A 23031-nucleotide genomic window follows, 5' to 3' on the forward strand; every position below is an offset into this window, starting at 1 on the left:
TTTTTCCTGCTTTTGAGCGGTGAATGAATTGAATGCTTTAGCAGCGTCGAATGCTTCAGCTTCTGCACCAACTCTTACGATCTCCAACTTTTCGATCGTATCGTTTTGCTGAATCTTGTCTACTACTTCCTGTCCTTCCACCACACTTCCGAAGACTGTATGTTTACCATCTAACCATGGCGTTTCTACGTGAGTGATAAAAAACTGACTTCCATTAGTACCAGGTCCGGCATTCGCCATAGACAACTTCCCAGGCGCATCGTGTCTAAGATCTGCGTGGATCTCATCATCGAAATTGTATCCAGGTCCACCAGCTCCGGTTCCCTGAGGATCTCCTCCCTGAACCATGAAATCTGGAATCACTCGGTGAAATTTGAGTCCGTCGTAATAAGGAACTCCCTTATCTTTCGGGTCATTTTCTATCTTCCCTTCTGCAAGACCTACAAAGTTCCCTACAGTTCCAGGTGTTTTTTGAAATTCCAGTTCAGCCAGGATCTCTCCTTTAGAAGTATGGAATTTTGCGTATAATCCGTCGTTCATTGTTTTAATTTTTAATAAGCTACAAAGATAATTGCTTTAGTTCTTATAGACCTGCTCCCCTGCTACAAAAGTTGAGATCACTTTTGTATCTGGAACTTTATCGATCTCTACTTTCATAAGATCACGATCCAGGATCACGAAATCTGCAAATTTACCTGCTTCTATACTACCTTTTTCGTTTTCTTCAAAATTCGAATAAGCCGCCCAGATGGTCATACCGCGTAAGGTCTCTTCCCTACTTAACGCTTCTTCTCTCATAAAACCTCCTTCAGGAAAGTTTTTGGTATCCTGCCTGTCTACCGCCGCGTAGAATGTGAGAAATGGATTAACCTGTTCTACAGGAAAATCTGTTCCAAGAGCTACCATTCCCGCCTGGTTTAAAAGTTTTTTATATGCATAAGCGCCTTTGATCCTTTCTTCCCCAAGTCTTTCTTCAGCCCAGTACATATCGCTGGTTGCATGCGTGGGTTGGATGGATGGGAGGATATTTTTACTGAAATATTTGAAATCTTCTGCATCGATCACCTGCGAATGCTCTACTCTCCATCTTCTATCTTCGGAATCACTTAAAAGTGAATCATAGGTTTTGAGAACCATATAATTAGCCGAATCCCCAATGGCATGCGTATTCATCTGAAAACCAGTTTTCGCAATACGTTCGGCGGTGGCTTTAAATTCTGAAACCGGCGATAGTAAAGCTCCGTAATGATCATCACGATCTGAATAAGGCTCTTTCAAAGCGGCACCACGAGAACCAAGGGCTCCATCTCCGTAGAATTTTACGGAACGTACATTAAGCAGATCAGTTTTATAAGGTCCTTTTTCCAGGTAATAATCAAGATTTTTGTCGCTGTTACTTAGCATAGCATATAGACGAATTTTTAATTCTCCAGTGCTATTAAGACTATCAATAAGCTCAATTACCTGTTTGTCCAGTCCTGCATCATCCACCGTGGTTAATCCATAAGAAAATGAAATTTCCTGAGCAGCCAGTAAGGCTTTCTTTTGTGTTTCAACATCTGCGCGTTCGGTGATCTCTTCTATAAGCATCATTGGATTGTCGACAAGAATCCCGGTGAGTTTACCGTTCTTCTGCTCGATGTCCCCACCATCAAATTCTGTATTCGTAGTAATACCCGCTTTATCAAGAGCAGCCTGGTTTACCAGCATCGCATGACCATCTATCCTGGTGATTGCTATTGGCGTATCAGGAAATAATTGATCAAGGGTGTCTTTTACAGGAAATTCCTTTACCTCCCAGTCATTTTGATCCCATCCACGACCTACGATAAATTCTGTTTTATTTCTTTTCTGAAATTCTTCGATTCTTGTAACAACCTCAGCAAAGCTTTTAGTCTCGGTAAGATCCACTCGCTGCTGCTGCATTCCAAGACCGTAGAAATGTGCATGAGCATCGATAAGACCTGGATATACCGATTTTCCTTTAGCATCTAATTCTTCAGAAAAATCGAATTCTTCTCTAAGAGATGCTTCAGTTCCAACTTTAAGGAATTTACCATCTTTGACGGCAAAAGCTTCCGTAGTATTAAATTCAGAATCGACGGTATAAACTACGCCATTGAACACTAAAAGATCTGCCTCTTGTTTCTGTGCTACGCTCGAAAACGTAAGAAAAATGGCAAAAACCAGTAATAATCTTCTCATATTTTAAATTTTCAACTAAAATAATCAAAGAAGCATAAGCCTGAAGTGTAATTCACGGAAAATTAAGGAAATGCAAGTAGCGGCACGCAACCAACTGTATAAATCTGTATCTTCATAATACCATGGCACATTTAGCTGGTCACTTGTTTTTCTTTGCGCAGGTTTCTGCTGTCCCGGAGAGGATGATTATATCGAACCCGCCACCTACACTATACAAGCTCCGGACCTTATTCAAATTAAAGATTCAAGGACAAGCTATACATTGAACGACACGATATGGATCAAAACAGAAGTTCCCGTGAATCTGGATTATAATGGTGAATTCATTAATATTTCTGAAGTTGCTGGAAATTCAGACAGGTTATATGCATATCTGGATCTATACCAGCAAACAGGATTCGAGAATCCTACGCTACTGAGTCTGAGCCCAGATGAAGTAATCATTCGTGAAGGGGAAGCTTCTACCAGTAGTGCGCTCATTGCTACCGCATTTTTAAACGGACAGAACTTTCAAAGTGAATTTGGTATCGTTCTTAAACAATCTGGGGAGTTTTTTATTAGCAGTTACTATGAGCAACCTCTTAACCTTTTTGTAGATACTAACAACGGAGTACTGGTTTATCTACTTACTACTTTCAAAAATTCAGATGAACCCGATCTATTTAGATTTACTGTGGAATAAAAAAAGGAACCTTTTCAGGTTCCTTTGAATTTTATAGTGGATGTAATAATTAATTAAAATCGAACTTATAGGTCACTCCACCCAGAACCTGAACACCCTGAACGTTGTAGTCCATCCATTTCTGGTAATTATTGTTCAACAGGTTACTTCCCTTTACAAATGCAGATAATTGATCATTAAATCTATATCCAACATGAGCGTTGGCATCAAAATAACTATCTAGAGTAACTATTGGATCTACGAAGGTCAGGCTTAGAGACCTGTTTTCATCTTTACGTTCACCTACAAAGAATAGGTTCGCTCCAGAATACCATTTTTCAGTTATCTGATAATCTGCGTTCAGACTAGCCGTCATATTTGGCAAATTCCATGCTTCTGCCTGGTCGTCTGTGTTATAATTTAAAAATTCAGTATTAATTCCTAACCTGAAGTTTCTATTTACATCCACATTTAATTCCGCAGCAAGAGCAAGGGTTTTTACATCATCATACACCACATCAAAACTGTTTCCATTAGTATATGGTTCCCCATCAAGGACCATCGCATCGTAATTTCTTCGGAACAACGGTTTGTCAAATTGAGATTGATAACTGGCTTTTAGATTATAGGAGATCGCGTTGGATAGCTTCCCTTTTCCACCAACATAACCTTTGTATTTACTATCGGTTGGCCTGATCGTAAGCGTTGGTGAAACATATGGATTTGCCTGGTAGAAATTATAATAAGTATTCTGTTCAAGGTCACCATCTAGACCAGCATATGCCGTAAAGTAATCTCCGGCAAGTTTATAGCTAGCATTCACAGTAGGATAGATATAAATGTCTCCATCGCTGTTCTCCACATCTGCGCCATACACGAAATTCACACCCAGATTGATACTAAGATCATCTCTCAGGATCAATAAACTTGGGTTTGCATTAAAGATCATATAGGTATAATCATACCCTTCATTAGAATCATAACGTTGCTCGAACTTCCCATTTAGAATATCTGCTCCAACTTTGGTAGTGATCAACTCCTCAGCGATCTCCACTTCAAAAAGACCATCTACATTAAAGTGATTTTCGGCAGTGGAAAATGAATCTCCTGAATGTCTGAATTTGGCTTTCGCCTTTTCGAAGAAGCTATCATATAATTCGATCTCACTTCCAACGTAAACAGAATAGTAATTTTGCTGAGGATCTAGATTAGCCAGAAATTGAGAGGTATCAGGATTTGCCGGCACATTGTATTCCGGTAGTCCATACCAGTTGAACAATTGATGCTCAGCTCCAAACTCGGCAATCCAGGAAAGATCCCGATTTCTCGTGTTATAATTTAAATTTAACTCGGTATCGTAGAATTTATCATCCAGATAGACATCATCAATCCCTCCCTGGGACGAATTATGCGTTAGAAAAACACCAAAATTCTTACTACGATCAATTTCGATATTAGAGTAGAATTCTGCGAGAACATTGGAGTAGTTTCCAAATCCAAGAGTCGCGTAATTATCATAGACCTTTGGTGGTCTTACACGCTCTACGGTGGTAGCCCGACCTTTTACCGGTGTAAATGTTGAGGCCACCGGAACAGAAAATATGGAATATTGTACAGGCTTTTTTTGCAAAGTAACCGAGTCATTTCTAACCGGACTGGCTTTTATTTTACTCGCATCTCGAACAGATGGTGTATATGGTTTAACTACGGTTACCGTTTCGCTACCTAAAGGGTCCTGGGCATATAATATCCCACCAAACAGGATTAGACCGAAAAACAGATTTTTCTTAATTGCTTGAAATCGCATATAGCAGTGAATCTATTAGATTATTTTTAATTGTTGGTTTCTACTGAAGAATTGGTTTTTGCTTCCTGAGCTTTGATCTTACTTAGCTCAGCTTTTGCTTCAGAAACAATATCCGGGTAATTCTGGAAGTTCTTGATCACATTCTCCAGAATATAAGTCGCCTGGTAAGCATCGCCCAGAGCGTAGAAGTTTTTGGCCATTAACACAAGACCTTTCGCTCCCCACATTTTATATCCTGAGAAATCTTTTGCCAGGATCTGTACAGCAGCATTCGAAGCTTCAAAGTTCTTATCCCTGTTCTTGAAATATGCATCATAATATAATGCTTCAGCGCCAAGTTCTCCTGTGGCAGTTTTTTGAACTTCTTTGTAAGCCGATCTCGCTTTAGATTCATTACCCGATTTGATAGCTGCTCTCGCAACCATAATCCTCGCATCATTCCTGGCTTCAGTATCTGCTGTAGCATTGCTTAAAACTTTTTCAGCATACACATTAGCTTTTGCAAAGTTTCCAGTCTCATAATAAGATTTCATCAGGTTTTGCTGAGCAAACACCACATTCTCGTTATTATCTGCCTGGGTTTCCAGTTTTTCCAGTAAAGGAAGTGCCTGTGCATAATCCTTCTTCTCCAGGTAAATTTCAGATAAACGTGTTAGTGCCTGCTCGCTGAATTCGTTTTTAGGTTTGGAAGTCACATATCGATAATTAGCAATCGATCTGTCCACTTTTCCATCACGATAATATAGCTGAGCGAGGTAGAAATTAGCATTGATGGAGTGAATCCCGTTCGGGAAATTCTGAACATATTTTTCAAAATTCGCCGTTGCTTTCGCAGTATTGTTGTTCAGATATTGATTTTCTGCTGCTTCATACGTAGCATTGTCAAGATCTGAATCACTTACTTCTACAAAGTCAATATTTCTTACCCAATTTGCGTACTCATCGGTTCTACCTAAATCTACATATACGTTTCTTGCAGTAGACACTGCTTGCTTTGCTTCCGGAGTATTAGGGAATTCAGCAACCACTTTTCTCAGTCTCTCCAATGCTTTATTCCCATCATTATTATTGTAATAGATAAGCCCCTGCCTTAGCATCGCTTTTGGAACCAGTGCACTTTCTGGCACATCACGTATAAGTCGATTGTAAGATTGAATCGCCTGGTCTGTATTATTTGCAGCTATATAGGTATTCCCCAACTCATACATCGCGTCATCACGATATGGTGAGCGTGGGTAACGATTAATGAAACCATTCAATTCTTCCAGTTTGGTATCATTTCTATTTACGAAACCGTAACTGATAGATTTCTGGAAAGCAGCATAATCTGCATTGCTCACTCCGTTGTCTATAGCTTTTTGATAAGCTTCCATCGCTGGCCAGTACTGGCTGGTTACATAATAGGTATCCCCAAGTCTTAAAAGTGCATCGTTCTTTTTTGCTCCTTGCGCAGAATTTGAAGAGGCAAATGACTTAAAGTAGTTGACCGCCTGGGTATAATCGTTCTTCTTGAAATACGCATACCCAATATTATAGTCCAGATCTTCATATTCCGGAGTATTTTTTGCAGCACTCATTCCTTTAAACTCGCGATATCCAAGAATGGCATCATCCATTCTATTAATATTGTATTCACTTTCAGCTTTCCAGTAAGTAGCTTTCGCGGTGATATCCTGGTTTCTAGGTTCTTTTAAAGCTTTATCAAAATTCTTGATCGCCTCGTAATACTCAGCTTCTTCGAAAAGTTCCAGTCCGTAGAAGTAAGCAACTTTCTGGTAAGCCTGTTTATCACTGAAGTTTCTGTTATTTTCCAGCAATCTCATCGCTTCTTCGTAATTTTTTGAAGTAATAAAGGAATCAATAAGTAGCGATTCCATTTCAGATTTATGTTCTGATGCTGGATAGGCATTTAGGTAATTGATCAACACTTGTGACGGACTCTCATAAGAATTTCCGATCTCGTAGCTAAGTTTGGCGTAGTTGAAAAGCGCGTCTTCTTTGATCTTCGCATCAAACTCCATTTCAGAAGCATTTTTAAAAGCGTTTAAAGCCTGTTGCTTCTGGTCACTCTCAAGATATGATTGTGCAAGGTGGTAGTAAGCGTTCTGTGCGATCGCATTTTTCCCATCAACGATCTTATTAAATTCACTGATCGCCGCTTCATAATTACCCTGTTTGTAATAAGCGTAACCAAGCTGGTAATAATCTGTGTTATTCCATTTGCCCTGAAGGCCATTATAACCTTTTAAGTAAGGAATTGCTTCCTGGTAGTTCCCAAGATTGAAGTAGCTCTCTCCTATTATTTTATTCAACTGCGGAATCTCCTGTCGGTTAGCTTTCGGCAACTGCTCAAGTCCCTGTTCAATCGCTTTTTCGAAGTTTCCAAGTTTGAAGTTCATGTCTGCCTGGAAATAAGAAAGATCTTCGGTGTACCGATCGTTTCCTTTTACTTCTTCGAAATATTCGTTGGCCTCCTCATAGTCATCTCCTTCATAGGCGATATAACCAAGATAATATTTCGCCTGTGCGCCATATTCTTTGGAATCCCGAACGCGGTTCAGGTAAGTTTGAGACTCCTCGAATTGATTGGAACGAAAATATGCATACCCATTATTAAAGTAATATCTCTCCCTGTCTTTTTTGCTCATGGCATTCTCATCCACACGGTCGTACCACTTTCTGGAGAGCGCATATTTACCGGTTTGGAAATAATAATCGGCTACATCAAGGTAAGCCGAATTGGTTTTTGTGCTGGTAGGATACCTGGTCACAAAATTCTCCATAAGCCTGTCGGCTCCCGGTTGATTGAGTCTTACCGCAGCATTGGCGATATAATACGCAGCATCTCCCTTGATCTTTTCATCATCGGTCTCGTCCATCACCTCGTCAAAAAGGTTTTGAGCGGCGAGATATTGCTCATTATTATACAGTTCCAGTGCCCGATTGAAATCAACCAGGTCATGTGTATATGCAGCAGATTGCTGACAAATACCGGAAAATGAGAAGGATATGAAAACGACTAGCAGGTAAGCTTTTTTCAGTGTCATTTATGATGTTTTAGATTGGAAATCAAAGATAATTTAAAGCTTGATTCTATAACGTTGTTTAACTTCTATAATTATGTTAATGGTAAAAAAAGTATGTAGCTGCACCCTGAAAAATGTATATTTGAGCATAATTTTACCCGAATATTCAACGTTAGCAACGCATGTCTCAAACTGTACTTGAACTAAAAAACGCCGCGATCTATCAACGCGAAAGCCTTATTTTATCTGAAGTTGATGTCACCGTTTATAAAGGTGATTTCGTTTACCTGATTGGAAAAACAGGTACTGGTAAAAGTAGCTTTATGAAGACCCTTTATGGAGACCTGCCTTTAACTGAAGGTGAAGGAAGCATTGTAGATTATAATCTTCGGACCTTGAAGGAAAAGGATATCCCATTTCTAAGACGAAAACTGGGAGTTGTTTTTCAGGATTTTAAATTGCTAACAGATCGTAATATAAAAGACAATCTGCTTTTTGTACTGAAGGCTACAGGCTGGAAAGACAAAAAAGGAATGGATAGCAAGATCGATGAAGTACTGGATAAAGTGGGTATGAAAACCAAAGGATTTAAATATCCTTACCAGCTTTCTGGTGGAGAACAGCAGCGTGTGGCGATTGCCCGAGCATTGTTGAATGATCCTGAATTGATCCTTGCAGATGAGCCTACCGGAAACCTGGATCCACAAACCTCTGTGGAAGTAATGGAAGTTTTGCAGGAAATTAGCAAGAATGGTAATACCATTCTTATGGCTACTCACGATTACGCCTTATTGCTGAAGTATCCTTCCAAAACCCTGAAGTGCGATGGCCAGAGAGTCTTCGAAGTTGTTCAGAAATCGGTTTAATGAATTTAGGAAAAGGGGCGTATATACTTGCTGTTCTTGCAGTAATTTTGATAGCGGCAAACTTCTGGCTCGCTTACCCTGATAGTTTTGATATTGTTTTTTACCTGCTTACCATATCGAATTTGTTTATTCTGTTTGCATCTGTTTTCAGCATTTGGAAGCGGAAACAACAAGACTGATGCATCCAGATTTTGAATTGCATTTTCACCGACATCTCTTATTCACCCTAAGTTTTACTATTGCAACTATACTTAACCCTTAAGTATAAAACATTAATTATCAGTAGATTAAACTTTGTTTAATTTTTAGTTAATTAGGTTAGACAATATTGGTTTTAAATATATATTTATCTCATAATCAAAAACTTAAATATTATGAGAATTTTATCTTCCTTGGGAATTGCCCTGCTAATGATTCTTTTTATTTCCTGTGAAAAGGAACCGGTTTCAGATGAACTAAACACTGCAGATGCAAGTGCAAAAGCTTCTGTGGCTGCTCAAAAAAGTGACGAAAGTATTGCTGCCATCGTAGTACAGTTTGCCTCAGCTGAAGAGGACGCACAATTTACCTTGCTTTTAGCTGCCTTAAATTATGCTGGTATTACTTCATTATTCGCAGAATCTGATCAATATACCGTCTTCGCTCCTACCGATGCCGCCTTTGAGAGGTTTCTGGGAGATAATAGTTTGACAGACTTTACACCAGAACAGGTCGCTGCAATTCTTTCTTATCACGTTACTGAAGGAAGACGTTTCAGCAATAGTGTAGTCCCAAAGAATAAACCAAGGCAAATTGCAACCCTACTTGGTCCATCGATCTATGTGAACAGCTCAGCTGGAATAGATACAAACGACAGTGACATGGAAACAGACGCTTCTATCCTGGTAGGTGCTGGCTTATTCGATATTCCAGCTAGCAATGGAGTGATTCACGTAATCGATGAAGTACTGGTTCCCGAATTATAATGCTCATATATAATCTACCATATTTTTAAAGTCACCTTAGGGTGGCTTTTTTTATTTCTACATTTCAAATCGATATTTAAGATCTAGATCATAAATACAACTGCCTCAAAATTAGACATTGTCCATAAGAATTTCAGAATTGAGAATTTTCAGGAAACAGCTGACTAAAATCTTCATTTTTATTAACTTGTATCCTCTCAAATAAATTCATGGATATTTTAGGAATAGATATTGGCGGTTCCAGTTTAAAAGGAGCGATTGTAGATATGCAAACCGGTTCATTGAAAACAGCCGTTCACAGAATTCCTACTCCACAAGACCGCAAACCTGAAGGTATAGTAAATGCCGTTACTCAAATGGTTTCTTATTTCGATCATAAAGGACCTGTAGGCTGTGGTTTTCCAACCATAGTCAAAAAAGGTATTTGTAAACACGAAGGAAATTTGCACCTGGACTGGGTGGAAAAAGATATAGATCACTTATTCGAAAGTGCTACCGGACTTGAGTTTAGTGTCATCAATGACGCAGATGCTGCCGGACTGGCTGAAATAAATTTTGGAGCAGGAAAAGATCTTGATGGTTTTGTATTAATGATCACTATAGGAACAGGCCTGGGCAGTGGTGCTTATCTTCGAGGTGAACTCATTCCAAACTTTGAACTTGGCCAGATCCCTTACAAAGAGTTCGAGAAAATTGAACAATGGGCAGCTTCTTCCATTAAGACCGAGGAAGGACTTAGCTACCAGGAATGGGGTGAAAGATTTAATACCTTCCTTGAATATGTCCAAAAGATCCTGAATCCAGATACGATCATTATTGGTGGTGGAATTTCAAATGACTGGAATAAATTTAAAGATCACCTGAAGATCAAAGTCCCTCTAATTCCTGCTGAACTTCGAAATGATTCCGGTATATTGGGTGCAGCACTTGCAGCCTATTTAAAATATGCGAGGTAAATCTCTTTTCTAAATACCACAGAATCTTGCTATTATCAAAAACTTCAGATGGAAAACCAGAATTTTCACCATTCCGAAGAAAGACTACTCCTTTGCCTTAACGTGCTGACTCTTCTTTAAATTCATTTGAACTACGGCAAGCAGAATTAAACCAATTCCCAGCCATTGCGCAAGATCCACCTGCTCATTCAGTAAAAAATATGCCATCAAAACAGCTGCAGGCAATTCGATTGAGGAAATTATTGCTCCAAGACCCACATCAATTTTCGGCATTCCAGCTGTATATAGCAACGGAGGCAGAATAGTTCCAAATAAGGCTAATATCAATCCCCAGTTCAGGAAGATACTGGTATTGAACTCGACGATCAGGTAAGGCAACGTAATGATACTTACTACGATAAAACCACCTAGCATCATCCATAAACTTCGTTTCAAGGAATGCATTTCCAAAGAAACTGTGTTAGAGCAATAGATCGTTCCTGTGTAGGACATGGCAGCCAGAACTCCCCAGCCTATTCCTCTCCAGTCGATCTCGAATGAATCTTTGAAAACATTGGTTGCTAATAGCGTCCCTGCAAGAATCGCAATTACTGCAAGAATCTTTTTAGTACCTGGCTTTTTCCGCTTCATAATGGCTTCCAGTACAACACCCATCCAAACACTTTGCATCAACATCACGATCCCAATAGAAACCGGTATATATTTTACCGCGAGATAATAGAAAAAACTGGTTAGACCCAATGTTGTTCCAGCCGCGATCAATTTCAATTTACTGCGGTTCCTGGAAGTTCCGGTTTCAGCATTATCCTTCTTGCGAACAAAGAGATTTATAAGTAAAAGTCCCAGTAGACCAAGTGCCATTTGTGAAAAGGTAACCTCATGTGAAGTATAACCATCTTCATAGGCTAATTTCACGAAAGTGGTAAGCATCCCGTAGCTACACGCTCCAAGCGCTACCAGAATTGATCCTTTAAGTACAGATTTGTCCATGTATTTTTAAACAATAAAGTTTAGAGCGTTCCTTCTTCGCAGAACACCCCCGCAGACAGCTATTATAAAACTTGAGGCGAAAATTTTGCATGAAAAAGCCCACCTTACGGCAGGCTTTTCAAATTTATAGTTGATAAGATTATACGATCTTATTTCTCTTACGTTCGTTTTCAGTAAGGTAGATCTTTCTTAGCCTTAAGTGCTGTGGAGTTACCTCAACATACTCATCCTTCTGAATATATTCTAAAGCTTCTTCTAAAGAGAACTTAATTGCAGGAACGATCTTCGCCTTGTCGTCTGCTCCTGAAGAACGTACGTTAGAAAGCTTTTTCGTTTTAGTGATATTCACCGCCATATCATCCTGGCGTGAATTCTCACCAATTACCTGACCTTCATAAATATCCTCTCCCGGATCTACGAAAAACTTACCTCTGTCCTGAAGCTTATCGATAGAATAAGGAATTGCTTTTCCTTTTTCCATAGAAACCAAAGAACCGTTCTGTCTTTCAGGAATTCCACCTTTAAGCGGCTGATATTCTTTATATCTGTGCGCCATGATCGCCTCACCTGCAGTAGCAGTAAGCAATTGGTTTCTAAGACCAATAATACCTCTTGAAGGAATAAGGAATTGAATATTCATTCGCTCTCCTTTTGATTCCATAGAAAGCATCTCCCCTTTTCTCATAGTCACCATTTCCACAGCTTTTCCAGAAACATCTTCCGGAAGATCGATCGTAAGCTCTTCTATTGGCTCACATTTCACTCCGTCAATTTCTTTAATAATTACCTGTGGCTGACCAATTTGAAGCTCATAACCTTCACGTCTCATTGTCTCAATAAGAACCGATAAGTGAAGTACCCCTCTACCAAAAACCATGAATTTATCTGCACTATCAGTTTCCTGAACACGAAGCGCAAGGTTCTTTTCAAGTTCTTTGTACAGTCTTTCCTTGATATGTCTTGAAGTCACAAACTTTCCATCTTTTCCGAAGAAAGGAGAATCGTTAATAGTGAAAAGCATGCTCATTGTAGGCTCATCGATAGCGATCGTCTTAAGTCCTTCAGGATTTTCAAGATCGGCAACAGTATCACCAATTTCGAATCCTTCCAGTCCAACGATAGCACAAATATCACCTGCCTGCACTTCTTCAATCTTCCTACGGCCTAAACCTTCGAAAGTATGTAATTCTTTAATTCTTGTTTTCTTAATGCTTCCATCACGCTTCACCAAAGAAACCTGCTGACCTTCTTTCAAAGTTCCTCTTTGCAATCTACCAATCGCGATACGACCGGTGAAAGAAGAGAAATCAAGAGAAGTGATCAACATTTGAGGAGAACCTTCAAGATCTACTTTAGGTGCAGGAATATGTTCCATTACCATATCAAGTAGCGGCTCAATATTTTCAGTTTCATTTCTCCAGTCGTCACTCATCCAGTTGTTCTTGGCAGATCCGTAAACTGTTGGGAAATCCAACTGCCACTCTTCAGCACCAAGTTCGAACATTAGATCAAAAACCTTCTCATGAACTTCTTCAGGAGTACAGTTTTCTTTGTCCACTTTGTTTACTACCACACAAGGTTTTAAACCAAGATCGATCGCTTTTTGCAAAACGAATCTGGTCTGTGGCATAGGACCTTCAAAAGCATCTACTAATAGAAGAACACCATCTGCCATGTTTAAAACACGTTCTACCTCACCACCAAAATCGGCGTGACCAGGAGTATCAATGATATTGATCTTCGTGTCTTTATAAACAACAGAAACGTTCTTGGAAGTAATCGTGATTCCACGCTCTCTTTCAAGATCATTGTTGTCCAGGATAAGATCACCTGTAGATTGGTTATCACGGAACAATTCACAGTGATACATTATTTTATCAACCAGGGTCGTTTTACCGTGGTCAACGTGTGCGATAATCGCGATATTTCTAATAGCTGTCATGAAGCCTTATTTTTAAGGCTGCAAATGTACACCTATTTTTCGCTAATCCATCGTATCTTTAAAAGATTTTAATTTGCTGATTATCAATTATTTTAATCTATATACTATTCTGAATTTCTACTTCTTAAATATGGAAAAAGCTTAAACATTCTGGAAATGACAATTTCGAGTAAAATTCATTCAGTTTATTGCTCATCTGCAGAAGGTCCATATGTGGCAGGAACCGGTAAGTCTAGTAGTCGAAAATAAACACCCAGTTGCGCCCGGTGATGCGGGAATTGGTTCATCACGATAGTCTGTAAAACATTCAACTTGGGCATCTCCATCAAAATCTCACCATTCTGCGTCATTTTCCAGTTTTCCTGGTAAGCTTCGTCTGGTTTCTGCAAAGCTTTCATAGCTTCTTCGGAATTTTTCTGAAGCGTTGCGATGATTTCTGAAACAGTTGATTCTGAAGGTGCTTTATATCCTGAGAGATCCATACTCCCATGATCCATGGTGCCGCTAATCCACGTTGGGATTTCCGCTAGGTGATTTGCGAGCTCTTTGATGCTCATAGACTTGTCATGAGGCTTATAGTTCATTCTATCTTCTGGAATGCGCTTAAGAAATTTTAGAGTAAGTGCCGTTTCCTGTTTTAACTGCGGAATGAGAAATTCATGGATCTTCATAAGCTTAAGTTTATAGTTAATTCTTTCTAAATTAAAGCTTTTACTGCTAAGATTGAGCAAAATCGGGTTCTCCCATTTTTTTGATGCGAAATTAATTGAACTATCTTTGCAAAAAACCAACGAAATGGAACTGAGTAAAATTCCGCAGATAAAACATAGTGATTCCAATAATTTCTTTCTACTTGCAGGTCCTTGTGCGATCGAAGGTGAAGAAATGGCGTTGCGAATTGCCGAAAAGGTGGTGGAGATCACTTCTAAACTGGAGATCCCTTACATCTTTAAAGGTTCTTTTAAAAAGGCAAACCGTAGTCGAATAGATAGTTTTACCGGAATTGGAGATGAGAAGGCTCTAAAGATCCTACGCAAGGTTTCTGAAACTTTTGAGATTCCTACAGTTACCGATATTCACGAAGTAAGTGATGCGCAGATGGCTGCTGAATATGTGGATGTACTGCAAATTCCTGCATTTCTGGTTAGACAGACAGATCTTGTAGTCGCAGCGGCAGAAACCGGCAAAGTGGTTAACCTGAAGAAAGGACAGTTTATGAGTCCGGAATCCATGAAGCATGCGGTTACCAAGGTAACCGATTGTAACAATGGGCAGGTAATGGTCACAGATCGTGGAACCATGTTTGGGTATCAGGATATGATCGTGGATTTTAGAGGAATTCCTACGATGAGAGAATTTGCTCCTACAGTTCTTGATGTTACTCACTCCTTACAACAGCCAAATCAAAGCAGTGGTGTAACCGGAGGCCGACCAGATATGATCGAAACGATCGCACGTGCCGGAGTGGTGAATCATGTTGACGGACTTTTCATCGAAACTCATTTTGATCCTGCAAATGCAAAAAGTGATGGGGCAAACATGCTCGATCTGGCTTACCTGGAGAATCTTTTAAGCAACCTGGTAAGTATTCGAAAAACCATCAATTCGTTCTAAAACTTTGAAAACCGCCCTACAGCGGTTTCATTTTTTAAATCATAAGCGGAAAATCTTCAGATATTCCTGTAACTTAGGATTACTTAACAATACTATACCAATGTTTTATTCAAAATTTTATCAGGGTTTACTGGTAGCACTTAGCTTATGCCTTTTCAGCTCAGCCCAATCACAGGAAAAACTGGAAGTTGACATTGGTGGTGCCCTGCGCTTTAATTATAACCTCTCTTCCTGGAAAGAAGGACAGAAAGATCGAGGTGGAGATTTTGGGTATGACCTATTCAGATTGAATGTAAATGGAGCATACCAGGGAATTTATGTAGATGCAGAGTACAGATTTTATTCTGAAGCCTTCGGAGGAGATTTCCTGAAGCATGGAGTCGTTGGTTATGAATTGAATGAAAATAGCAAAATAGAAGTAGGTCTAGCCAAAGTCCCATTTGGAATAGAACGCTATAACTCCAATAACTTTTTTCTGAATCTACCATACTATGTGGGTTTGGAAGATGATTACGATATGGGAATTACCTATACCTATGAGAATGATGATTATGAGTATCATCTTGGTTTCTTCAAAAATTCTGAAGAATTGCGATTTGGAAGCAATTCTGAAAATTCTTCGAACAGGTATTCTTATGACATCGTTGGTAGAAATAAAGAGATCAACCAGGTTAATGGTAAATTTATCTGGAAGCCATTAGGAACCAAAAAACACCGGATTGGTGCCTCTGCAAAATATGGTGGCATCTATAACCTGGATACCGAAGAAATTGGTGACCGGTATGCCTTTGCGATCCATCACCAGTATCATACTGAAGACTGGCTGATAAAAACGCAAATTTTAACTGCCGGATTCAATCCAATTAATGCACCCGGTGAACCAAGAAATAAACTATTGCTTGGAGCTTATGGTGTCCCTTATGACACTGCAGCTAAATTCGAGATATATACTCTCGGGATTTCCAGATATATAGATATCGACACAAAGCTTTTTAAACACCTGGAAATTTATAATGATTTCGGCTTTATGGATAAGAGAGAAAAAGGTTTCACCGATTCCTTTATGAATGTTACAGGTGTATTGTTCAGCTCTGGTCCTATTTTTTGCTTTGTAGACTATGCTGCAGGTTACAATCATTCCTGGCTTGGAGGAAATTTCGTCGATGATTTTGGAGTTGGAGACCCTGATGCTAAATGGGAAGCACGATTTAATATCAACATTGGATATTACTTCTAGAATTTCAGGATTAACTATTAAGATATAACCACTAAAGAATGCTAAAAACTACTTCTTCCAGCTTGCTATTAGTGATGCTATTTACATTTATGAGCGGCGACTCCTCTTTTGCTCAGGAAGATCCGGAATTGAAAATTGGCGGTGCGCTTAGATTCAATTACAATCTATCCTCCTGGAAAGATGGACAGAAAGACCGTGGTGGTGATTTCGGGTATGATATGTTCCGGGTCAATGTAAATGGATCTTACCAGGGAATTTATATTGACGCAGAATACAGATTATATTCCCGATCTTTTGGTGGAGGTTTTCTAAAGCAAGGCTGGCTTGGTTATCGTTTCAATGAAAAAGAGGAAATCCAGGTTGGATTAACACAGGTTCCCTTCGGAATACAGCAATATAATTCTCACAACTGGTTTTTCAATCTTACCTATTATTTCGGATTAGAGGACGACCACGACATGGGAGTGAAATATGTTCATATTGATGATAAGTTTGAATATAATCTTGCCTTTTTCAAAAATGCTGAAGAATTACGTTTTGGCGGAACTTCTGAAGTTTCTCCAGATAGATATTCATATGATGTCGTTGGCAGAAATAAAGAGGTGAATCAATTCAATGGAAAGCTAATCTATAAATTTGGTGATTCCATCAAGAATAGACTGGGAACATCCGTTCAATACGGAGGTTTATATAATCTTGATACAGAAAAAACTGGAACTCATTACGGGTTAGCGTTGCATTACGAGATGTTCTATAAGAACTGGAATGTGAAGTTGCAGGCGATGAATATAGACCATGATCCCGAAAATTTACCGGGGGAATCCAGAGAGATCATTAAAATGGGAGCTTACGGCTTTCCTTACGAAGTAGCATCAGACTTCAACATCTACACGATTGCGATTTCTAAAAGCATTCCGGTAGAACTTGGACCCATTAGCAATATCCAGTTCTATAATGATTTTGGATACCAGGATAAAAAAGTTGACAATTTTGAAGATTCATTTATGAATGTCACAGGAATGCTTATCACCGTAGGCCAGGTCTATACGTATGTAGATTACGCCGCCGGTTATAATCAATCCTGGCTGGGAGGAAATTTTGTAGATGATTTTTCCACAGGGAATCCCGACGCAAAATGGGAAGCCCGATTTAATATTAACATAGGATATTACTTTTAATCAGACTTAAATTAATTTATGGCTAAAAAAGTTACCAGAAGCGACGAAAAGAAATCAATATTTGGACTTGAAGTAAACGGTCCGGTATTTTTTACTTCTACCGCTATCATTATTGCAATTATTACGCTCACACTTATTTTCAATAAACAAGCGGAAAGTTTTTTCAGTGATCTCCAGCTTGGAGTTGCTGAAAATGCCGACTGGTTTTTTATTCTTTCTATTAATATTTTCCTGGTGTTCCTTATCTATCTGGCAGCATCAAAATTTGGAAATATGAGAATTGGTGGACAGGGCGCGAAACCAGAATTTAAAACCGGTTCCTGGTTCGCTATGTTATTTAGCGCAGGGATGGGTATTGGACTTCTTTTCTTTGGAGTTGGTGAACCTGTGATGCATTTTAACAGTCCGCCTACTGAAGTAGCAGGGACCGCCGCAGCAGCACAGGAAGCAATGAATTTTACGTTTTTGCACTGGGGATTTCATGCCTGGGCAGTTTATGCGCTTGTTGGTTTGTCGCTGGCGTATTTCACATATTCAAGAGGTTTACCTCTAACTATCAGATCTATTTTCTATCCATTTCTTGGTGACAGGATCTACGGTAGAATTGGTGATGTGATCGATATTTTCGCTGTTCTGGCGACATTATTTGGTCTGGCAACCTCGCTAGGTTTTGGAGTTCAGCAGATCGCTTCAGGTTTGAACCACGTGTTTGGACTACCAGATGGTATTACGACACAAGTTATAATTATTGGAATCGTTACTTTGATCGCAACTACTTCCGTAGTTCTGGGTGTGGACAAGGGAGTAAAGATCCTGAGTGAATGGAACATGAGGATTGCTGTCGTTCTATTGGTGCTTGCACTCATATTAGGACCTACATTATTTATTTTCAGAAGTTTTGTTCAAAATACAGGAAGTTATTTATATAATTTCCTTGAAATCTCCACCTGGAGTGAAACCTATACTAATGGAACCTGGCAAAACGACTGGACCGTATTTTATTGGGGTTGGTGGATTGGATGGTCTCCTTTCGTAGGGATGTTCATCGCCAGAATCTCCAAAGGAAGAACGATTCGAGAGTTTATTCTAGGTGTGCTACTGGTACCAGCAATTGTCACATTCTTCTGGATGTCTGCTTTTGGAAGTGTAGCTATTGAACAGATCATGTCGGGTAATAATGTTTTAAGTGATGCTGTAAATGCAGATATCGCTACTGCCCTATTTGTATTTTTCCAGGATTACCCTTTATCCATGGTGATTAATGTGGTCGCGATTTTACTTATTGCAGGATTCTTTATCACGTCTTCAGATTCTGGATCACTGGTGATCGATAGTTTGACCACAGGTGGAAAGATCGATGCTCCGGTTGGACAACGAATTTTCTGGGCAGTGACTGAAGGTGCTGTAGCAGCAGTTCTACTTATTGGCGGTGGTTTGCAGGCGTTGCAGACCGCAACAATTGTCACCGGACTTCCCTTCGCAGTAATCCTTATGGTTATGTGCTATTCTTTATACAAAGGACTGAAAGAAGATCATGAGCAAATGGAAGAAAAGAAGTCTGAAAAGCAGATGAAGAATTACGAAGAGATCGTTTCTGAAATTGTACAGAAGCGTAATGTAAAGAATGAAAATAAAACCAATCAGTAATGAAGAAAGTCAACAACATTCTGGTAGCTCTGGATTTGAGCACAATAGATGACACCCTCATTCAATATGCATCTTTCCTGGCCGATACTCTGAAGCCTGATAAGATATATTTTGTACATAATATTAAGAAATATGAAATTTCTGAAATTTTCCAGGAGCAGTTGAAGGATCTGGATCTGGAGACTATGATCAGTGATGAGCTGGACGAGAAGGTTTCTCAGCATTTTTCAGCTTCTACTGAATTTGAAGTTTTAATATCCGAAGATCCTTATACCGAAAGTTTGATGAGCTACGTAGTTCATAAATATGCCATCGATCTCGTAATTGTTGGAAAGAAAAGAATCACCGAAGGTTCTGGAGGAATTTCAGAAAAACTGATGAAAACTTTAAAATGTGATATTGCCTCTGTTCCTGAGAATTCATTAGCTTCTATGAATAATATTTGGGTTGGAACAGATTTTTCCCGCGAGTCGGTCAAATCTTTTGAAACAGCCTCTACGCTCGCAAACTACACCGGAGCCGGAGTTTCGTCCATCCATGTGTATTCTATTCCAATGCAGTTTACACCATATATTGAGAAGGATGCGATGCTACCAAAGATTCAGAAGCATAGTCAGGAGAAATTTGATAAATTTTTAAAGCGCTACCTCATAACAGATACCACCACGAAGATCTTTCGTGCCAAAGATGCTAGTGTCGCCGAACGTCTTGTCCTGGAATCTTACAAGGAACAGGCAGATCTTATAATTATTGCCAGTAAAGGAAATAATGTATTTTCATCATTGCTGGTGGGTAGTGTAGCAGGTGAACTCTTTAGAATGAAGCGAAATATTCCAGTCTGGATCTCGAAGTAGATTCTTTCAATTCAAATGAAAAAAGCGTAATGAATTAACGATTTCAATTATTTCATTACGCTTAATACATTTTACAACCTAAACTATTGTTAATCAATTAACAATAGACTTAAATTTCTCCTAATTTCATTCGGTCTAACTAACCAGATTAAATTATGAGAAACGAATTAGAAAATATTGCAGACAGAATTAGCGACTTTCTGCCAGATTTATTAGGTGCTTTACTGGTCCTGTTGATCGGTTGGCTTATTGCCAAGGGCATCAAAGCGGTCATTGTACGCTTACTGAAAAAAACTCGCTGGGATGAGCGTGTCTTTGGAAAAGGTAAGATTGAGGATACCAACATCTTTCTTGCCAACATTGTGTACTATGTTATCATGATCATTGTGATCCTGATCGTCCTGGAAATTCTAGGTGTGGACCAGGTGCTGACTCCGCTGGAAAATATGGTAAGTGAATTTCTAGGCTTCATCCCGAACCTGGTAGCAGCCATACTTATTGGATTTATAGGGTATATCCTGGCAAAATTTGTCTCTAATCTTATCAACATTGGAGGAACTTTTCTGGATAGAATGGTTGATAAGACCGGTTTTAAGGATACCGATAAACTCATCAATATTCTTAAGAAGGTTGTATTTATCGTAATCTTTATTCCCTTCCTCATCCAGGCATTCAATGCTTTAGGTTTGGACGCGATCTCGGGTCCTGCAAATGATATTCTTGCAGATTTTACAGCACTTATTGGTGAAATCCTGATCGCTGCAATTATTCTGGCAGTGTTTATCTGGGGTGGAAAATATCTTGCAAACTTCCTGGAAGACCTATTTAGAAGTATGGGACTGGACCGTGCTGCGGAAAAAATACAGATTCATAATATGATAGGGAAAGACCAGTCACTTTCTAAAATGGTGGCTAACCTGGTTTATTTCTTTCTTGTTTTCTTCGGAATTATCACCGCTGTTGAAATCATAGGACTTACGCAATTAACAGAGATTCTTGACCAGATCCTTGTTCTTACAGGACAAATTCTATTTGGATTGATCATTCTTGCGGTAGGGAATTATATTTCACTGCTTATTTACAACAGTATGAGTAAAGCGAACGGAAGCAATTTCGTAGCAAAGATAGTTCGCTGGGCCTCTTTTGCATTGTTTCTTGCAATCGCATTGGAAACTATGGGTATCGCCAATGAGATCGTAGAACTTGCTTTTGGCCTTACACTTGGAGCCATTGCCGTTGCGGTAGCCCTGAGTTATGGACTTGGTGGACGTGAAGCTGCCGGTGAGCATTTTAAAGAGATTGTGCAGAAACTAAAGGATGATAACTCCAACATTCAGCATGGTGGAAATACGAATCCTCCTAATAATCCAGGTACAACTAGAATGACTGGAAATACCAGTCAGGATGAACATACTGGAACAAGACCAGGAAATATTAATGATCCTGCAAACCCAAATAGACCAGATCATCCTTCACCGGGAATGTCTGATGAAAACAGGTTGGATCTATAATTCAGATTACGAATGTAAAACCCGCATAATTTGCGGGTTTTTTTGTTTTATACAGTTAGGTATAAATACTTAACTTTATTGACAGGAATTATAATTTTAGCAAAATGAGAACTAAAGATTTGACTATCACCTGGTTTATAGTAGCAACAATTTTACTCATTCCCTTGTTCGCTATGCAATTAACCAAAGAAGTAAATTGGAGTGGTTTTGATTTTCTAGTGATGGGAAGCCTATTATTTCTAAGCGGACTTGCTATTCAGTTTGTGCGCTACAAGTTAAAAACCAGAAAAAACAGAATTATCGCAAGCCTGGCGATTCTTATTTTACTATTCATTATCTGGGCAGAACTTGCAGTCGGAATTTTTGGCACTCCATTCGCTGGTAGTTGAATCTAAAATTTTGCAAGCTGATGTTAGAACTAGAACATCCATCAATTAGAAAAAACAATTTCAATGAAGATACATCATTTACGTAATGCCACGATGGTAATGGAGTCAGAAGACAAATTTATCCTGGTGGACCCTATGTTAGGTGAAAGAGGAACAGCGGGACCACCCTTTACACTATTCAGATTTAAACCAAAAAGAAATCCAATCCTGGATTTACCCACTAATGCGATGGATATCGTTAGAAAGACTACACATTGTCTTATCACTCATTTACACCCTGACCATCTTGATGCTGCCGGAGAAGAATTTCTCAAATCTAATCAAACACCAATTACCTGCAGTATCAAAGACGAAAAAGACCTTAAAAAACGAGGTTTGAATGTAGTTAATACAATTAACTACTGGACGAAATCTAATTTTTTAGATGGAACTATTGAGGGTATCCCTGCAAAACACGGTTATGGATTTATATCTAAACCAATGGGAAATGTAATGGGTTTTTACGTCCAACTCCCAAACGAAAAATCATTGTATTTGAGTGCTGACACGATTTATACAAATGATGTGGAGAAAGTACTGCATAAATATAAACCAGATGTCGCAGTTGTTGCTTGTGGAACGGCACAGTTGGATTTATTTCAACCTTTGTTAATGACTATGGAAGATATTGTAAAATTCACTAAAGCTGCACCAGGATCTGTAGTGGCAAACCATTTAGAAGCAGTCAATCATTGTCCCACTACCAGAACTCAGCTACGTGAAGAACTGGCAGAAAACGGTCTTTTAGAGAAGACATTTATACCAAATGATGGAGAAGTAATTGAAATTGAATAAATTTCTAATTCAGGAGAAACTATGTTAAAAAGGCTTTACTACGCTACGAGAAAGCACTTTGTCACCTTCTTCTATTGAAATTAGATATTTGGAACTAAGTTGCTTTAACTATCTCTATTAATCCTCGAATTCAGCCTCGATCAACACCGGGAAATGATCTGAAGGATATTTAAGATCATTTGAATCTGTTAATACAGCGTATTTATTGACACTAATCTGATCGGTCACAAAGACATAATCTATGCGTCGATTGACTGGTTTATCGAATTGGAATCCATTAAAAGTTCCTACCGGTCCAAGTGTTTTTTGCGCAATTTTCCTGGAATCCTGAAGTTGTTTCAGAATATCA

General features: G+C 39.0%; 19 protein-coding genes and 1 pseudogene. 12 read left to right on the plus strand and 8 right to left on the minus strand.

What is annotated here, in order from left to right:
• Together ACNKXS_RS09380 and ACNKXS_RS09385 are read right to left on the minus strand one after the other, a co-directional pair.
• Positions 1-540 (minus strand): peptidylprolyl isomerase (locus ACNKXS_RS09380; RefSeq protein ID WP_417920636.1); only part of this gene is annotated, 540 nt, incomplete at its 3' end.
• Positions 541-576: 36 nt separating this feature from the next.
• The gene (locus tag ACNKXS_RS09385) at positions 577-2205 is read right to left on the minus strand and encodes an amidohydrolase (protein ID WP_417920637.1); all 1629 of its coding nucleotides are present in this window, start codon (positions 2203-2205) and stop codon (positions 577-579) included.
• Positions 2206-2467: 262 nt separating this feature from the next.
• On the opposite strand from ACNKXS_RS09385, the gene ACNKXS_RS09390 reads away from it, so the two are divergent.
• Entirely contained in the window at positions 2468-2887 is a 420-nt protein-coding gene (locus ACNKXS_RS09390; RefSeq protein WP_417920638.1) for a hypothetical protein, read from the plus strand.
• A gap of 49 nt (positions 2888-2936) precedes the next feature.
• Here the strand turns inward: ACNKXS_RS09390 and ACNKXS_RS09395 are convergent, their stop codons facing one another.
• Both ACNKXS_RS09395 and ACNKXS_RS09400 read right to left on the minus strand, forming a co-directional pair.
• A complete protein-coding gene (locus tag ACNKXS_RS09395) occupies positions 2937-4673 on the minus strand; it encodes a porin family protein (protein ID WP_417920639.1) in 1737 nt (578 codons plus the stop codon).
• A 26-nt stretch (positions 4674-4699) separates the two neighbouring features.
• A complete protein-coding gene (locus ACNKXS_RS09400) occupies positions 4700-7720 on the minus strand; it encodes a tetratricopeptide repeat protein (protein ID WP_417920640.1) in 3021 nt (1006 codons plus the stop codon).
• Positions 7721-7881: 161 nt separating this feature from the next.
• Here ACNKXS_RS09400 and ACNKXS_RS09405 point away from each other — a divergent pair, with 161 nt between their 5' ends.
• From ACNKXS_RS09405 to ppgK, 3 genes are all read left to right on the plus strand, one after another.
• Positions 7882-8565, plus strand: a complete 684-nt coding sequence (locus tag ACNKXS_RS09405; RefSeq protein ID WP_141877023.1) for a cell division ATP-binding protein FtsE — start codon at positions 7882-7884, stop codon at positions 8563-8565.
• Between the two features lie 374 nt (positions 8566-8939).
• On the plus strand, positions 8940-9530 hold the full coding sequence (locus tag ACNKXS_RS09410; RefSeq protein ID WP_417920641.1) for a fasciclin domain-containing protein: 591 nt from the start codon (positions 8940-8942) through the stop codon (positions 9528-9530).
• A gap of 209 nt (positions 9531-9739) precedes the next feature.
• A complete protein-coding gene (gene ppgK / locus ACNKXS_RS09415; RefSeq protein ID WP_417920642.1) occupies positions 9740-10486 on the plus strand; it encodes a polyphosphate--glucose phosphotransferase in 747 nt (248 codons plus the stop codon).
• 84 nt (positions 10487-10570) lie between these two features.
• Here the strand turns inward: ppgK and ACNKXS_RS09420 are convergent, their stop codons facing one another.
• From ACNKXS_RS09420 to ACNKXS_RS09430, 3 genes are all read right to left on the minus strand, one after another.
• Positions 10571-11476 (minus strand): EamA family transporter, encoded by a 906-nt coding sequence (locus ACNKXS_RS09420; RefSeq protein WP_417920643.1) that lies wholly within the window; start codon positions 11474-11476, stop codon positions 10571-10573.
• Positions 11477-11615: 139 nt separating this feature from the next.
• Positions 11616-13418 (minus strand): translational GTPase TypA, encoded by a 1803-nt coding sequence (typA, locus tag ACNKXS_RS09425; RefSeq protein WP_298246325.1) that lies wholly within the window; start codon positions 13416-13418, stop codon positions 11616-11618.
• Positions 13419-13603: 185 nt separating this feature from the next.
• Positions 13604-14089 carry a DinB family protein gene (locus tag ACNKXS_RS09430; protein ID WP_417920644.1) on the minus strand — a complete coding sequence of 162 codons (486 nt, stop codon included), beginning with the start codon at positions 14087-14089 and terminating at the stop codon, positions 13604-13606.
• 124 nt (positions 14090-14213) lie between these two features.
• Between ACNKXS_RS09430 and kdsA the strand changes: the two genes are divergently transcribed.
• From kdsA to ACNKXS_RS09470, 8 genes are all read left to right on the plus strand, one after another.
• Positions 14214-15032, plus strand: coding sequence for a 3-deoxy-8-phosphooctulonate synthase (kdsA, locus tag ACNKXS_RS09435; RefSeq protein ID WP_417920645.1), 819 nt, complete (start codon positions 14214-14216; stop codon positions 15030-15032).
• A gap of 100 nt (positions 15033-15132) precedes the next feature.
• Positions 15133-16269, plus strand: a complete 1137-nt coding sequence (locus ACNKXS_RS09440) for a porin (RefSeq protein WP_417920646.1) — start codon at positions 15133-15135, stop codon at positions 16267-16269.
• Between the two features lie 38 nt (positions 16270-16307).
• Positions 16308-17447 carry a hypothetical protein gene (locus tag ACNKXS_RS09445; protein WP_417920647.1) on the plus strand — a complete coding sequence of 380 codons (1140 nt, stop codon included), beginning with the start codon at positions 16308-16310 and terminating at the stop codon, positions 17445-17447.
• 18 nt (positions 17448-17465) lie between these two features.
• The gene (locus tag ACNKXS_RS09450) at positions 17466-19094 is read left to right on the plus strand and encodes a BCCT family transporter (RefSeq protein ID WP_417920648.1); all 1629 of its coding nucleotides are present in this window, start codon (positions 17466-17468) and stop codon (positions 19092-19094) included.
• Positions 19094-19948 (plus strand): universal stress protein, encoded by an 855-nt coding sequence (locus ACNKXS_RS09455; RefSeq protein ID WP_417920649.1) that lies wholly within the window; start codon positions 19094-19096, stop codon positions 19946-19948. Before ACNKXS_RS09450 ends, ACNKXS_RS09455 begins: the two co-directional genes overlap by 1 nt.
• A 155-nt stretch (positions 19949-20103) precedes the next feature.
• Positions 20104-21459, plus strand: coding sequence for a mechanosensitive ion channel (locus ACNKXS_RS09460; protein WP_417920650.1), 1356 nt, complete (start codon positions 20104-20106; stop codon positions 21457-21459).
• A 104-nt stretch (positions 21460-21563) separates the two neighbouring features.
• On the plus strand, positions 21564-21848 hold the full coding sequence (locus ACNKXS_RS09465; RefSeq protein ID WP_417920651.1) for a hypothetical protein: 285 nt from the start codon (positions 21564-21566) through the stop codon (positions 21846-21848).
• Between the two features lie 63 nt (positions 21849-21911).
• Entirely contained in the window at positions 21912-22682 is a 771-nt protein-coding gene (locus tag ACNKXS_RS09470; protein ID WP_417920652.1) for an MBL fold metallo-hydrolase, read from the plus strand.
• 117 nt (positions 22683-22799) lie between these two features.
• On the opposite strand, the pseudogene ACNKXS_RS09475 reads toward ACNKXS_RS09470, so the two are convergent.
• Positions 22800-23031: pseudogene (locus ACNKXS_RS09475) on the minus strand (endonuclease/exonuclease/phosphatase family protein); the annotation flags it as partial.

The sequence above is a fragment of the Christiangramia marina genome (assembly GCF_048285865.1).
GTDB lineage: Bacteria > Bacteroidota > Bacteroidia > Flavobacteriales > Flavobacteriaceae > Christiangramia > Christiangramia marina.